The organism is Rhizobium sp. BK212, from assembly GCF_014197475.1.
Lineage (GTDB): Bacteria > Pseudomonadota > Alphaproteobacteria > Rhizobiales > Rhizobiaceae > Rhizobium > Rhizobium anhuiense.
This window is the reverse complement of the sequence record NZ_JACIFS010000006.1, coordinates 254,474-268,329: the sequence shown is the minus strand read 5'-3', so window position 1 is coordinate 268,329 and position 13,856 is coordinate 254,474. Positions and strand designations below refer to the sequence as shown.

The window sequence follows — 13,856 nt, the reverse complement described above, 5'->3', positions numbered from 1 at the left end:
TTCAAGGCGAAATCGCGGTCCACTCTATCAGCTCCTGGCGGCACTCCGTTTCCGGAGCCTTTGCCGAGAAGGGCTTCAGGGGGTACGAACCGGTCCCAACCAATCATGTCCGGGTTCCGGCGGCAACGAATTCCCCTTCGAATGCCGAATGCTATGTCATAAAAATTCAACATAGCATTAATAGTTACTATTAGCGTCTTCGTCGCCGGATGAAAGCCCTTGTTCAATCACAAATGGGATAGAACTGTGGCGACAAAAACACCATCCCAATTAATTACTAGGCCTGTTCGCCTTCCATTTCGAGACGCGACGTCAGAACCTTGTCGATGACGCCCCAGCCCTGGGCTTCGTCCGCATCCATGAAATGGTCACGATCGAGCGTCTTTTCAACTTCCTCATAGGTCCGGCCGGTGTGCTTGACATAGACCTCGTTCAAGCGGCGCTTCATCTTGAGGATGTCGCGGGCGTGGCGCTCGATGTCCGAAGCCTGGCCCTGGAAGCCGCCCGAGGGCTGATGCACCATGATGCGGGAATTCGGCGTGGCGAAGCGCATGTCCTTGTGACCGGCGGCCAGCAGCAGCGAGCCCATGGACGCGGCCTGGCCGATGCAGAGCGTCGAAACCGCGGGCTTGATGAACTGCATCGTATCGTAGATCGCCATGCCGGCGGTGACGACGCCACCGGGCGAATTGATGTAGAGGGCGATTTCCTTCTTCGGGTTTTCGGCCTCGAGGAAGAGAAGCTGGGCGCAGACGAGCGTCGCCATGTGGTCTTCGACGGCGCCCGTCAGGAAGATGATGCGTTCCTTCAACAGGCGGGAATAGATGTCGTAGGAGCGTTCACCGCGGTTGGTCTGTTCCACGACCATCGGCACGAGGGCCATAGCGGTATCGACTGGGTTTCTCATGTGCGTCCTTTGTCAACGTCTCGCCGGCCGGCGCCGGGAATCAAAGAAAAATGTCTTATCCCTACATAGAGTGTCCCTGCCCTCCTCTTCAAGACACGCCTGAGGATAACGTTAAGAAGGCGGGGCCAGGCCGTTCCTGGTAGCCTCTTTCCCCCAAACGCCTGTTAACGGCGAGCCCTCGGCATTGTCTCCCCCGGTTTTTCTCCATGACAGGATGAAGGAAGGCTTACTCCATTCGACCGTGCTTATACACGTTTACCCAACGGAAAGCCTACCGGCAGATATCGGCCCAAAACCATGCCGCAGCGCAGCGACATTAAGGAAGTGGCGAGCTTCCTCGGCAAGGATGCAAGCCAACTGAAAAGGGCCGACAGACGAGGGGTTTGCTGCCGTGTTCAATATTGCTACAGGTCTCGCCATCTGGTGTTCCGAGGCCATGACGCTTGCTTTGGTGCTGTTCGTCGCCTGGCGCCACAACGTCAGGAACGAGGCTTATCTCTATTGGGGTCTCGGCTTCCTTCTGACCGGCATCGGCTTTGCGATGATTGCGTTGCGCAGCGAAATCCCCAGCGTGCTTTCCATCGAGGCGGGCAATGCCATTGCGCTGCTCGGCCAGAGCGCCTGGGTGGCGGGTTTTCTCGCACTCGACCGCAAGAGGATCGAATGGTGGGCGCTGCTGCCGCCGGTCATCTGGCTGGCCGGGGTTTTCCTGCCCTGGGTCAACAGCGATTATTCGAACCGCGTGGTCCTCTACAATCTCGCTTCGGCGACAGGTGCGACGGCACTCGCCATGGCGGTCGCCGCCGGCGACATGCGCCGCGAGCGCACCCGCGTCAAACTGATGGGCGTCTTCGTCATCCAGGGCTGCCTGTGCTTCGGCTCGGCGCTGACGACGGCGCTGACGCTGCCGAGCGACATCGAGGCGACCAATCTCGGCGGCGTCTCCGCCATGGCCAGCGCCTTCCTGCTGACCATCGCCTTCGCGTTCACCTGCCGGCTGATCATGGAGCGCTCCGAACGGCACCTGCGTGCGCTGACCCTGACCGATTCGCTGACTGGCGTGCTCAACCGGCGCGGCCTGCTCGGCTATTTCGACGCCACCCAGGAAAAAGCCCATAACGAGCAGCGCCAGGTCGCAGTGATGCTCTTCGATCTCGACCATTTCAAGCGCGTCAACGATCGTTTCGGCCACCAATCGGGCGATGCCGTGCTCACCGCGTTTGCCCGCATGGCCCGCCAGTATATTCCGAACAGCATCTTCGGCCGCATGGGCGGCGAGGAATTCGCAGCCTTCGCCGCGGTCACGGACCAGACGGAAGCCGAGGCGATCGCCGAAGCGATCCGCACCGAATTCTGCCGTCTTCCCGTCAGCACCGGCGAAGCGATCGTCCCGGTCACGGTCAGCATCGGCATCGCGCTCGCCTCCTCGATCGAAGCCAATATCGACAAGCTGATCTCGGCTGCCGACCGGGCGCTCTATGCCGCCAAGGCCGCCGGCCGCAACTGCACGGTCACCTTCGGCGAAACGGAGGCCGCAGCCCCTGCACCGGCCACACCGAGCAGCACCGCCGGCGAACTCGTGCCGACGGTCGACGACCAGGTCGAGGCCCTGCGGCGCATGGGCACGTTGTCGCGGGCCGGCTAGCCCGCTTCTTCACCCGCATCTTTCCGAGGCCTGGCAAATCCGCTAAGCCTCGGGACATGATGATACCGTCCTTTCTCTCGATCGATCCGGCTCGCCGCCATGTCTCGCTGGACGGCCGCAACCCGGCCTTCTACGGCAACCCGAATGCCGTCTATGCAGCACTTCATGCCCATTGCCCGACCTTCTACTGGAGCGAGCAGAAGCAGTGGTTCTTCACAGGCTACGACCATGTGAACGCGCTGCTGCGCGACCGCCGCTTCGGCCGGCAGATCCTGCATATCGCCAGCCGCGAGGAGCTCGGCCTTGCCGAGCCGATGCCGCACCTTGCCAGTTTCGATCTCTCGGAACGGTATTCTCTGCTCGAACTCGAACCGCCCGAGCACACGCGGCTGCGCACGCTCGTCAACCGCGCCTTCGTCTCCCGCCATGTCGAGAAGATGAAACCGGAGCTTGCCGAACTCGCCAACCGGCTGATCGACGGCTTCGCGGAAAAGGGCGAGGTCGAGCTGCTCTCGGCCTTTGCCGACATCATCCCGGTGACGATGATCGCCCGGATGATCGGCATTCCCGAGGAGATGGGGCCGCAGTTGCTTGCCTGGTCGCACGCCTATGTCCGCATGTACATGTTCGGCCGCACGCGCGAGCAGGAGGACGAGGCCGAACGGGCGGCCAAGGGATTTTCCGACTACGTCAAGACGGTGATCGCAGAACGCCGCGCCGAGCCGCGCGACGACCTGCTTACCCACATGATCCATACCGAGCACAAGGGCCAATATCTGACCGAGGAGGAGCTCGTCTCGACGACGATCGTGCTGCTCAATGCCGGGCATGAGGCGACCGTGCACCAGATCGGCAATTCCGTGCGCATCATCCTCGACAGCGGCTGCGATCCCACGGAACTCTTCCGGGACGAGGCGACGACGGAACGCACGGTCGAGGAAACCTTGCGCATCTGCGCGCCGGTGCACATCTTCCAGCGCTGGGCGCTGGAGCCTGCCGAAATCGACGGCGTCTCCTTCAAGCGCGGCGACAAGGTCAGCCTCATCCTCGCCGCCGCCAATCTCGACCCGGCGAAATTCAGCGATCCCCTCACCTTCCGGCCTGACCGCAACGAGGCGGCGAACCTCTCCTTCGGCGCCGGTATCCATTTCTGCATCGGCGCGCCGCTGGCCCGGCTGGAGCTCAATGTCGTGCTGCCGATCCTGTTCGAACGGCTTCCCGGTCTCAAACTGTCAAAGACGCCGGTGGTCAAGGACGTCTACCATTTCCACGGGCTGGACCGGCTGGATCTGCAATGGTGATCACAGCCGCGCCTGGAAAGTCATGCGGCTGACTCTTCTTCCAGCTTGCTGGATATGTCGTGTGCCGACATAGGTCTTCCAAGCAGATATCCCTGCAGCTGATCGCAGCCAGCGTCGCGCAAGATCGCCGCCTGGCGGGTATTCTCGATCCCTTCGGCGGTCACCGGAATCTGCAGGGCGGTCGCCAGGGAAATGGTCGCCCGAAGAACATCGGCGCCATTTGCGCCTTCGTCGAGAGCCGACACGAGCGAGCGGTCGATCTTCATGCGATCAAACCCGAACTGCCGCAATGCGCCAATGCTGGCGTAGCCGCAGCCGAAGTCATCGAGCGCAAACTTGATGCCGACGCGTTTGAGCTGATCTATCGATCTTCGCGCCTGGTCCGGATTTGTCATCAGGACACCTTCGGTGATCTCCAGCGTCAGCCGGCTTGGATTGAAATCGAGTTCCTGCAGCACCGAGATCACTTCGGCGGCAAATTCCGGATTGCAGAGCTGGATCGGCGAAACATTCACTGACAATGCCAGATCGGGCCAGTTCTTGGCATGCTCGATCGATGTTCTGAGCATATGAACGCCAAGCGCATCGATGAGGCCGCATCTCTCGGCAAGGGGGATGAAAATCTCCGGACTGATGTTGCCCGTCGCCGTTCGCCAGCGTGCTAACGCCTCAAGACCAGTGACAGCGCCTGTTGTGGCGGAGACGAGAGGCTGGAAAACGGCTTCGATCGCGCCACTGCTGATGGCGTGCTTCAACAGGCCTTCCAGCTCGGCGACGCGTTGGCGTTCCTGGTCCAGTTCAGGATCGTATTCGATCGCCTGACCCCTGCCATTTGTCTTGGCGCGATAGAGGGCCATATCCGCTCTGCGGAGCAGCTCCAAAGGCGGAATGTCTCCGTTGAGCGCAGCCGCTCCGATGCTTGCGCCGACTTCGATCGTTCGTCCGTCGATTTTGAAGGGCTCGGTAAACAACGCCAGAATGGTCTTTTCCATGTCTTCGCACGTAGCGGATCCGACGTGCACCAATGCAAATTCGTCGCCCCCCAGCCGGGCCGCGGAAACGACTTCGGGGTGGCAGGCGGTCAGCGCGTTCGAGACCAGCCGGATCAAATCGTCCCCCACCGCATGCCCCCAGGCATCGTTGACGGCCTTGAAGCCATCAAGGTCGACCAGATAGAGCCGGAGTGGCGTAGAGCCCACATCCTCCAGGTCTTCGAGCAGGCTGAGAAGCCCATGCCTGTTCAACAGGCCACTCAGGCTATCATGGCCCGCCTCGAAAAGTGCTGCTTGCGCCAACTGGCGCAGGCGTCGCGCCTCGGACGCGCCAACCATCAGAACGCCGATCAGGAACAGCGCAAGGATGGCGATAGCGGCCGCGACATAAGGAGCAACCTGATGAAACACCGTGCTTCCAGGTGCCTTGCTCGGCCAGACGAGATAGCCGATGACGGCCCCCTTCATGTCCGTGATCGGCGCGTTCAGGAACGCCGGCTTCGGCGTCGTCTCGAGGTGCAGGCCTTCGAGTTCATGTTCGTTCGAGAGCGCGTCGAGAACCTCAGGTGTGATGTCCTTGTAGAAGCTCAACGTGCTGAGCTTCGGAAGCTCGCCGCTCGCCTCGAACGGCTGGATTGCCTGCGAGGCGATCAGCGCGACGCCGCTCTCGGTCTTGATGAAATTGACCACCGGCGCCCGCCCAGGATCGGCGGCCGCATTGATCTGCTGATCAAAGGTTTCGCCAAAAAACGCGCTCGGCTGGAAGGGCTTGCCTTTGGCATAGGCCGAGACAACCGAAGACCGGTCAGGGCCGATGACGATCGCGCCGTCATAGAGCGCGTAATCCTCGCTGGTTTTTCCCCAATTCTCATAGGCCCAATCGGCGGCGGTCGGCGATGAGGTCGCACGATAGGCATCGTCCCATACGGCATTGTCAGTCGTTGTCGAACCCAGGCGAGCCACAAATGCGCCGATGGCGGCGCGGGCAGCGCGATTGGCCCTGGCATCATCGATCTCGTTTGCCGAACGGGTCATCTTGACGACGACATGAGCCATAAGGCCGGTCAGGACGAGAGCGACGACGAGGAAGCAGACGGTTGTCGCAATGATGGAAGACGTCTGAGTCCGAACGTGCCTACCTGCAAGATTCGACGACATGCAAATTCCGCAAAGATTAATTGCAAGGCCATGTCTGTGAGACGGCAGGAGACATCATGTCCGCAATGCGCTGCAGATCAGATCTAGCATTTGACGATGTAGGCCCGATTAATGGAATTGGTTAAAAGCGTTCTATCCGGCAAAGAAGCGCTGTCATTGGCGGAAAAACAGGCCATTATCGCCGCAAACCGGGACAGGCCCGGGGTCGCCGGCGTCGGTCTGCTCAAACCTTGATCACATAATCCTTGCGAGTCGTTTCAACGACTTCCCACGTTCCCCTAAAGCCGGGCCTGAGGATCATCCGATCACCCGCCTTCAGATGCACCGGCTCGCCGCCCTCCTCCGTCACGATCGAATGGCCGGAGAGCAGGCTGAAATATTCCCACTCTTCGTAGACAATCCGCCACTTTCCCGGCGTCGCCTCCCAGATACCGGAATAGAGGCCGCCTTCGGCCTCCTCCAGGTTCCAGCTACGGAATTGCGGATCGCCCGAGATGATCCGGTCTGGCTCCGGGGCGCCGAACTCCGGTTGGACGCCGTCGATGCTGAAGGTGATGAAATTTGCCGTGGTCATTATGGCCCCCCTTTGATCTCAGATCTTCGAGAGCGCCTGTTCGAGATCGGCGATGATGTCCTTGACGTCCTCGATGCCGACGGAAAGGCGCACGACGTCAGACCCGGCGCCGGCGGCGATCCTCTGCTCGTCGGTCAATTGCCGGTGCGTCGTCGAGGCCGGATGGATGACGAGCGAACGGGTGTCGCCGATATTGGCGAGGTGGGAGAAGAGCTCCAGTCCCTCGACTAGCGTCTTGCCCGCCTCATAGCCGCCCTTGACGCCGAAGGTGAAGATGGAGCCGGCGCCCTTCGGCGAATAGCGCTGCTGCAGGGCATGGTTCGGGTCGTCGTCGAGGCCGGCATAATTCACCCAGGCGATCTTGCTGTGCGCCTTCAGCCACTTGGCGACGGCGATCGCATTGTCGCTGTGGCGCTGCATGCGAAGCGGCAGCGTCTCTATGCCGGTCAGGATCAGGAAGGCGTTGAAGGGCGAAATCGCCGGCCCGAGATCGCGCAGGCCGAGCACGCGGGCAGCGATCGCAAAGGCGAAATTACCGAACGTCGCGTGCAGGACCATGCCGTTATATTCCGGCCGCGGGCTCGACAGCATCGGGTAATTGCCGGATTTCGACCAGTCGAAGGTGCCGCCGTCGACGATGAGGCCGCCCATGGAATTGCCGTGGCCGCCGAGAAATTTCGTCAGCGAATGTACGACGATGTCGGCGCCATGCTCGATCGGACGGATGAAATAGGGGGTCGCCAACGTGTTGTCGACGATCAGCGGCAGGCCGTTGCGGTGTGCGACGTCGGCAATGGCGGCGATATCGACGAAGGTGCCGCCGGGATTAGCCAGGCTTTCGATGAAGATACCGCGCGTCTTGTCGTCGATCTGGCTTTCGAAGCTTGCCGGATCGTCGGAATCGGCCCAGCGCACCTGCCAGCCGAAATTCTCGAAGGCATGGCCGAACTGGTTGATCGAGCCGCCATAGAGCCTGCGCGCAGCGATGAAGTTCTCGCCGGGGCGCATGATGGTGTGGAAGACGATCATCTGCGCTGCATGGCCGGAGGCGACGGCAAGTGCTGCCGTGCCGCCCTCGAGCGCTGCGACACGCTCCTCGAGCACGGCCTGGGTCGGGTTCATGATGCGGGTGTAGATGTTGCCGAAGGCCTGCAGGCCGAAGAGGGCGGCGGCATGATCGGAATCATTGAAGACGAAAGCGGTCGTCTGGTAGATCGGCGTTACCCGCGCGCCGGTCGCCGGGTCGGGCTGTGCGCCGGCATGGATCGCCAACGTGTTGAATCCCGGATCGTTCTTGGCCATGTCGTCCTCCCGTTATTGCTGACGAGCGGGATCATAACCACTCACGAACGAAAGTTAATCGCGATCCGTTTCAACCCGCGGGCGTTCCGTGGAAAATCCGTCTCCGCCAACAGCAACTCAGGCAATGAGACGAGGATATTCGATCGCCGGGCAACGGTTCATCACCACCTTGACACCGACGGCCTCCGCCTTTGCCGCCGCCGCATCGTCGCGGACACCAAGTTGAGACCAGATGATCTTCGGCAGCGGGCTCAGCGCCAGCGCCTCCTCGATGACCCCGTCCAGATATTCGGAGGCGCGAAATACGTCGACCATGTCGATCGGCACGGGAATGTCGGCGAGCCGGGCATACACGGTACGGCCCTGAATCTGCTTACCCGCCTGCCCCGGATTGACAGGAATGACCTCATAGCCGCACGACAGCAGATAACCCATGACGCCGTTGCTCGGCCGGGCCGGATTGGGCGAAGCGCCGGTCAGAGCGATGGTCTTTACCGAATGCAGGATTCCGGCGAGGTAGTCATCCGTGTAAGCGTCGTGATTCATGTCCGTGTCTCCACTCCCGAAAGCCCTTCAGCACGGCCCCGCATGTTTTTTTGCATTTCCGTGAAACCGGCTGGGCGTCTTTTCCGTATATATGAATTGGATACTCCCTGAGGATGATTCGATGAAAAAAATCGCTCTTGCCCTCATGCTCGTGCTTGCCGCATCGCCGGCGCTGGCGATCTCGCGCTACAATCCGCTCGCCATGAGCTGTGCCAGCGTGCGCGCCGCCATCCACAATCAGGGCGCCGTCATCTTCCGCTACCAGTCTCCCCGCGGCTTGCCGCTCTACGATCGCTATGTCCGCAACAGCAATTATTGCGACGCGACCGATTATGCGGAATGGACGCATATTCCCTCGAAGGACGATCCCCGCTGCCCGGTCCTGAACTGCCAGAACATCGACAACCTTGACGGGATGCTTTTCGTTCCTCATCATCAACTTTGATGGTTTTAACGGTTGTAACGGCCGCGGGAAACTATACGTCTTTCGCGCTTGCGAAAGGTTTGGGGCTCAATCCCGCGCTGCGATTTTTTGAAGATTGCACAATCAAAAGCTTTAATTTTCCCCTATGTCAAAGTTATAGAATAATATCTATATTTCAGCAGCATAGGATAATCTGCTTCCGAGTTCCGACAGCTTGTTTCTCCTTTTGTTCATGATAATGCCGCGCTATGTTCTTATGTCCATTAGAAACATCTCATAGTTGAAAGGAGCGCCTGGATTGAACGCATGTCGCGCGCACGTAAAAATTGCTCCAATGAGCCACCATTGTTCACCTACTGAAAGAATGCTATTCGACACATGACCGCATAAGCGGCCGCCGCCGTGCATTTTCGTGCAAATCTCAGTTGTCTTTTCAGGAATTCGAAACGCTGAAGCGAGGCGTGTTCCGCTTCTTCTCATCCTTTCCGGATTTACTGCCTTGCCTCTCGACGTCATCCTGCTCGTTCTCTTCGGCGCACTGCTGCACGCGACATGGAACGCCATCGTCAAGGCGGGGAGCGACAAATCCCTCGATGCGGCACTGATCTCGGCCGGCGGTGCGGTTTCGGCGCTGCCGTTCCTGGCATTCCTGCCGCTGCCGCAAGCCTCAGCCTGGCCGTTCATCGGCGCCTCGGCCATCCTGCAATTCGCCTATTTTCAATTGGTCGCCGCCGCCTACCGCGCCGGCGATATCGGCCTCGTCTATCCATTGATGCGTGGCAGCGCACCGCTGCTGATTGCCGCGACAAGCGGTTTCATCCTCAAGGAAGATCTTTCCTGGGGCGCTCTTGCCGGCACGATGACGATTTCGGCCGGGGTGCTGACGCTGGCTTTGGAGGCGCGGCGCGGCAGCAGCCGCGCCGTCATGTTCGCGCTTGCCAATGCCTGCGTCATCGCCAGCTACACCTATGTCGACGGTATCGGCGCACGCATCTCCGGCAATGCGGTTTCCTACACTTTGTGGATGTCGCTGTTGCCGCCGGTGCTGCTGTTTGCCTGGGCAGCGTCGCAGCGCGGCGCTGCCGCCGTCGCGCGCCACGTCCGTCGCAACTGGTGGCGCGGCCTCATCGGCGGCGCCGGCTCGATCGCTTCCTACGGGCTGGCGCTCTGGGCGATGACGAAAGCCCCGGTCGCGACCGTCGCCGCTCTGCGCGAAACCGCGATCCTCTTTGCGCTGGTGATCTCGATCACCGTCTTCAAGGAAAAGGCCAGCATCTGGCGCTACGTCGCCGGCGTGGTTATCGCAATCGGCGGACTGGTTCTGAAACTGGCGTGAGTCATTCGCCCTTCCATTCCGGCATACGCTTGCCGAGGAAGGCGCCGATCCCTTCCTGCGCGTCCTGCGTCAGCATGTTTTCGACCATCACCTTGGCGGTATAATCATAGGCCGCCTCCACCGGCAGTTCGAGCTGGCGGTTGAAGGCTTCCTTGCCGATCCTCAGCGCCATCGGCGATTTGCTGGCGATCACCGCCGCATATTTGGACACGACCTGCACCAGATACTGTTTTGGCACGATGCGGTTGACGAGGCCGAAATCCTTGGCGGTCGAGGCGTCGATCGTCTCGCCGGTCAGCAGCATTTCCATTGCCTGCTTGCGGTGCGCGGCACGGGAAACGGCAACCATCGGCGTCGAACAGAACAGGCCGATGTTGACGCCCGGCGTGCAGAATGTCGAACTGTCAGTGCAGATCGCCAGATCGCAGGAGGCAACCAGCTGACAGCCGGCAGCCGTTGCAAGCCCGTCGATCTCGGCGATGACAGGCTTCGGCAGATGGGCGATCTTCAGCATTAGATCGGCAGCGAGCCGGAAGGACTTTTCGAAGAAGCCGGCCCCCTGATCTTCATCGGCGCGATGGGTCGTGAGTTCCTTGAGATCATGCCCTGCGGAAAAGACATTGCCGGTCGAAGCGATGACGACGACGCGCACATCCGAATCCGCCTCGGCCGTCTCCAGCTCGTGCATCAGCGCTTCGAGAAGCGCGATCGAAAGCACATTGGCCGGCGGATTGTTGAGCACCAACCGCAGCACGCCGTCGCGCAGCGAGCGGGTCAGCAATCCGCACTCTTCTGCCCTGGCTGCGTCCGGGAAGGATACGATTTCGGCCATGATGCTGCTCCCTGCGCCCGCTCGATTCCAGCAGACGTTTTGCCACAAGGCGCTGGCAATTTCGAGCAGGATCCGCACTCCGCGCGTAAGCCGCTGCCGTCAGGACCAGAACCACGACTTCGATGCCTCGGCACTTGCCTGCGCACGCGTCAGACCGACATCGCGAAGCTCGTCGTCGGTGAGTTCGGACAGCGTGCGGCGGCTACGACGCTTTTCGAGATGATGTTCGATGACGGCCACCCGCCGCAGGCCCCAACGCGCCAGGCGGCGCAGTTTCGATCGAACGATATCGCGAGGCGCCACAAAGATCCCGCTTGTTTCCAAAGCCATCTGTTCTTCCTTCCTTCAACGGATGAAAGATGCGCTGGAAGACGCCATGAAAGAAGCTTATAGATATTATGATATGCATAAGGATTTCTTTGACATGGCGCTCAACCTCGATCAACTCGCGACCTTCGTCAATGTTGCCGATCTCGGAAGCTTTACGGCTGCAGCCGACAAGGAGGGCCTGACGCAACCAGCCGTCAGCCTGCAGGTAAAGGGCCTCGAACAGCGGCTCGGTGTCCGGCTGATCGAGCGCGTCGGGCGACGGGCGCAGCCCACCGCGGCAGGTCTCGATCTTCTCGCGCATGCACGACGCCTGCTGCAGGATTCGGCGGCGGCGGAAGAAGCGATGCTGCCGTACAGAGATGGCGCAAGCGGCCGCGTGCGCATCGGCAGCGGCGGCACGGCGTCGATCCATCTGCTGCCGCGCGCCATCGCCGCCGCCAGAAAACGCATGCCCGGCCTCGAAATCACCGTGCGCATCGGTGATGCCGACGACGTTCTGCGCGATCTGGAGGACAATAGCCTCGACATCGCCGTCATCGCCCTGCCGGCATCGGGACGGAACTTCGAGATCGAACCCTTCTACGAGGAGGAACTGCTGGCCGTCGCTCCCGCAGGCAGTCTCATTCCCGAAGGCGGGCCGGACGCCGCCTTCATGCGCGACAGGACGCTGCTGCTTTACGAGGGAGGCAATACGCGGCGGGCAATCGATGCGTGGCTGGCTGCTCCCAATACCAGAATCCGCCCCGCGATGGAGTTCGGCAGCATCGAGGCAATCAAGGAACTGGTGGCGGTGGGGCTCGGCTGGTCGATCCTGCCGGGACTGGCGCTGAAGCGCGAACGCGCCGGCCTGGTCACGGCATCATCGCTGAATCCGCAGCTCACGCGCCGCCTCGGCATGGTGCTGCGCCGGGACAAACATCTGACACGCGGCCTTCGCGAAATGATGAAATGCCTGCGCGAGTTCAAAGGTTAGGCCGCTTTCGACCGCGGGATGCGGTTTCAAAAGCCGGCAGCGACGAGATAAAAAACGTCAGCCTCCCCAGTTCACGACCTAACAAATGTGAGGTATCACAATGCCACATATATAACATATTGTTTTCGCTTGGAATTTTTTACAGGTGTCGGAAGAGTCGATATTGACCCGATGTCACATTCCCTTTATACACCGCGCCAGAACGCAGCCTGTCCGGGCTGCTTTCTTTTTGGCATGCCTCGCGCCTGCCAATCCAAGCAACAAGAAACGCCCTTTAAGCCCTAGGGCCAAGGGTCCCAAAAGAGAGTATTCACTATGGCAACCTTCTCCCAGAAGCCTGCAGAGGTGGAGAAGAAGTGGGTGATCATCGACGCCGAAGGGCTGGTCGTTGGCCGTCTCGCTTCCATCATCGCTATGCGCCTGCGCGGCAAGCACAAGGCAACCTTCACGCCCCACGTTGACGACGGCGACAACGTCATCGTCATCAATGCCGACAAGGTCGTTTTCACCGGCAAGAAGTATTCCGACAAGGTCTACTACTGGCACACCGGTTATGCCGGCGGCATCAAGGAACGCACCGCACGCCAGATCATCGAAGGCCGCTTCCCGGAGCGCGTCCTCGAAAAGGCCGTCGAACGCATGGTTCCGCGTGGCCCGCTCGGCCGTCGCCAGATGAAGAACCTGCGCGTTTACGCCGGCTCCAACCATCCCCATGAAGCCCAGCAGCCGGTCGCCCTCGACGTTGCCGCGCTCAACAAAAAGAACGTAAGGAGCGCCTGATCATGGCTGACCTCTCCTCCCTGAAGGATCTCGGCACGGCTTCCGAAGCTGCTGCTCCGGCCCACGTCCGCAAAGTCGATTCGCTCGGCCGCTCCTACGCGACCGGCAAGCGCAAGAACGCCGTCGCCCGCGTCTGGGTGAAGCCGGGCTCCGGCAAGATCATCATCAACGGCAAGGAATTCGCGGAATATTTCGCCCGTCCGGTGCTGCAGATGATCCTGCGCCAGCCGATCGTTGCGGCTGCCCGTGACGGCCAGTTCGACATCGTCGCAACCGTTGCCGGCGGTGGCCTGTCCGGCCAGGCCGGCGCTGTTCGCCACGGTCTCTCCAAGGCGCTGACCTACTTCGAACCGGGCCTGCGCTCGGTGCTGAAGAAGGGCGGCTTCCTGACCCGCGACAGCCGCGTCGTCGAACGCAAGAAGTACGGCAAGGCAAAGGCCCGCCGCTCCTTCCAGTTCTCCAAGCGTTAATCGCTTCGGACAAATGGAATTACGAAGGCCGGGGAAACCCGGCCTTTTTGTTTGCGCTATTTAACCCAGGCGGAAGCGTGCCGGCTGCCATTGTCGCATTTCGGTTCGGCTGGTAGAAACTCTGCTGGTAGAAACTGGGCAAGGCGCTTCGCGAATGAGCGAAGCCGCAGTCAGGGTCGCATGATGGGAACAACCAAGTCCGCAGACAAATAGGCCGCAACAACCCTGCCCTGTTGTTGCGGCGTCTGTCCGGCCAATTCCGATACTGATGAAAAGACAGATCGCC

14 protein-coding genes are annotated in these 13,856 nt (G+C 60.7%); 7 read left to right on the top strand and 7 right to left on the bottom strand.

Features of this window, described 5'->3' with window-relative positions; all coding sequences use genetic code 11:
• Positions 1-277 precede the first annotated feature (277 nt).
• Positions 278-907, bottom strand: a complete 630-nt coding sequence (clpP, locus tag FHT79_RS20690; protein ID WP_003573944.1) for an ATP-dependent Clp endopeptidase proteolytic subunit ClpP — start codon at positions 905-907, stop codon at positions 278-280.
• Between the two features lie 391 nt (positions 908-1,298).
• On the opposite strand from clpP, the gene FHT79_RS20685 reads away from it, so the two are divergent.
• Both FHT79_RS20685 and FHT79_RS20680 read left to right on the top strand, forming a co-directional pair.
• A complete protein-coding gene (locus FHT79_RS20685) occupies positions 1,299-2,552 on the top strand; it encodes a GGDEF domain-containing protein (protein WP_183904014.1) in 1,254 nt (417 codons plus the stop codon).
• Positions 2,553-2,608: 56 nt separating this feature from the next.
• Positions 2,609-3,853: a cytochrome P450 gene (locus FHT79_RS20680; protein ID WP_183904013.1), complete on the top strand. Its 1,245-nt coding sequence runs from the start codon at positions 2,609-2,611 to the stop codon at positions 3,851-3,853.
• A 20-nt stretch (positions 3,854-3,873) separates the two neighbouring features.
• Here the strand turns inward: FHT79_RS20680 and FHT79_RS20675 are convergent, their stop codons facing one another.
• The 4 genes from FHT79_RS20675 to FHT79_RS20660 form a co-directional block, all read right to left on the bottom strand.
• Entirely contained in the window at positions 3,874-6,003 is a 2,130-nt protein-coding gene (locus FHT79_RS20675; RefSeq protein ID WP_183904012.1) for a bifunctional diguanylate cyclase/phosphodiesterase, read from the bottom strand.
• 223 nt (positions 6,004-6,226) lie between these two features.
• Positions 6,227-6,577, bottom strand: a complete 351-nt coding sequence (locus tag FHT79_RS20670; RefSeq protein WP_183904011.1) for a cupin domain-containing protein — start codon at positions 6,575-6,577, stop codon at positions 6,227-6,229.
• A gap of 18 nt (positions 6,578-6,595) precedes the next feature.
• A complete protein-coding gene (locus FHT79_RS20665; protein WP_047616478.1) occupies positions 6,596-7,879 on the bottom strand; it encodes an O-acetylhomoserine aminocarboxypropyltransferase in 1,284 nt (427 codons plus the stop codon).
• A gap of 117 nt (positions 7,880-7,996) precedes the next feature.
• Positions 7,997-8,425 carry a CoA-binding protein gene (locus tag FHT79_RS20660; RefSeq protein WP_048338657.1) on the bottom strand — a complete coding sequence of 143 codons (429 nt, stop codon included), beginning with the start codon at positions 8,423-8,425 and terminating at the stop codon, positions 7,997-7,999.
• Between the two features lie 121 nt (positions 8,426-8,546).
• On the opposite strand from FHT79_RS20660, the gene FHT79_RS20655 reads away from it, so the two are divergent.
• Complete coding sequence (locus FHT79_RS20655; RefSeq protein ID WP_063474297.1) at positions 8,547-8,870, top strand: hypothetical protein; 324 nt, start codon at positions 8,547-8,549, stop codon at positions 8,868-8,870.
• A gap of 478 nt (positions 8,871-9,348) precedes the next feature.
• Complete coding sequence (locus tag FHT79_RS20650; protein ID WP_047616474.1) at positions 9,349-10,185, top strand: EamA family transporter; 837 nt, start codon at positions 9,349-9,351, stop codon at positions 10,183-10,185.
• Between the two features lies 1 nt (position 10,186).
• On the opposite strand, the gene FHT79_RS20645 is transcribed toward FHT79_RS20650, so the two are convergent.
• Positions 10,187-11,017 carry an enoyl-CoA hydratase gene (locus FHT79_RS20645; RefSeq protein ID WP_183904010.1) on the bottom strand — a complete coding sequence of 277 codons (831 nt, stop codon included), beginning with the start codon at positions 11,015-11,017 and terminating at the stop codon, positions 10,187-10,189.
• 99 nt (positions 11,018-11,116) lie between these two features.
• Entirely contained in the window at positions 11,117-11,347 is a 231-nt protein-coding gene (locus FHT79_RS20640; RefSeq protein ID WP_127430630.1) for a DUF1127 domain-containing protein, read from the bottom strand.
• A 73-nt stretch (positions 11,348-11,420) separates the two neighbouring features.
• Here FHT79_RS20640 and FHT79_RS20635 point away from each other — a divergent pair, with 73 nt between their 5' ends.
• From FHT79_RS20635 to rpsI, 3 genes are all read left to right on the top strand, one after another.
• Positions 11,421-12,320, top strand: coding sequence for a LysR family transcriptional regulator (locus FHT79_RS20635; protein WP_183904051.1), 900 nt, complete (start codon positions 11,421-11,423; stop codon positions 12,318-12,320).
• Positions 12,321-12,635: 315 nt separating this feature from the next.
• Positions 12,636-13,100, top strand: coding sequence for a 50S ribosomal protein L13 (rplM, locus tag FHT79_RS20630; protein ID WP_012483399.1), 465 nt, complete (start codon positions 12,636-12,638; stop codon positions 13,098-13,100).
• Between the two features lie 2 nt (positions 13,101-13,102).
• Positions 13,103-13,570 (top strand): 30S ribosomal protein S9, encoded by a 468-nt coding sequence (rpsI, locus tag FHT79_RS20625; RefSeq protein WP_047616469.1) that lies wholly within the window; start codon positions 13,103-13,105, stop codon positions 13,568-13,570.
• The last annotated feature ends 286 nt before the right edge of the window (positions 13,571-13,856 follow it).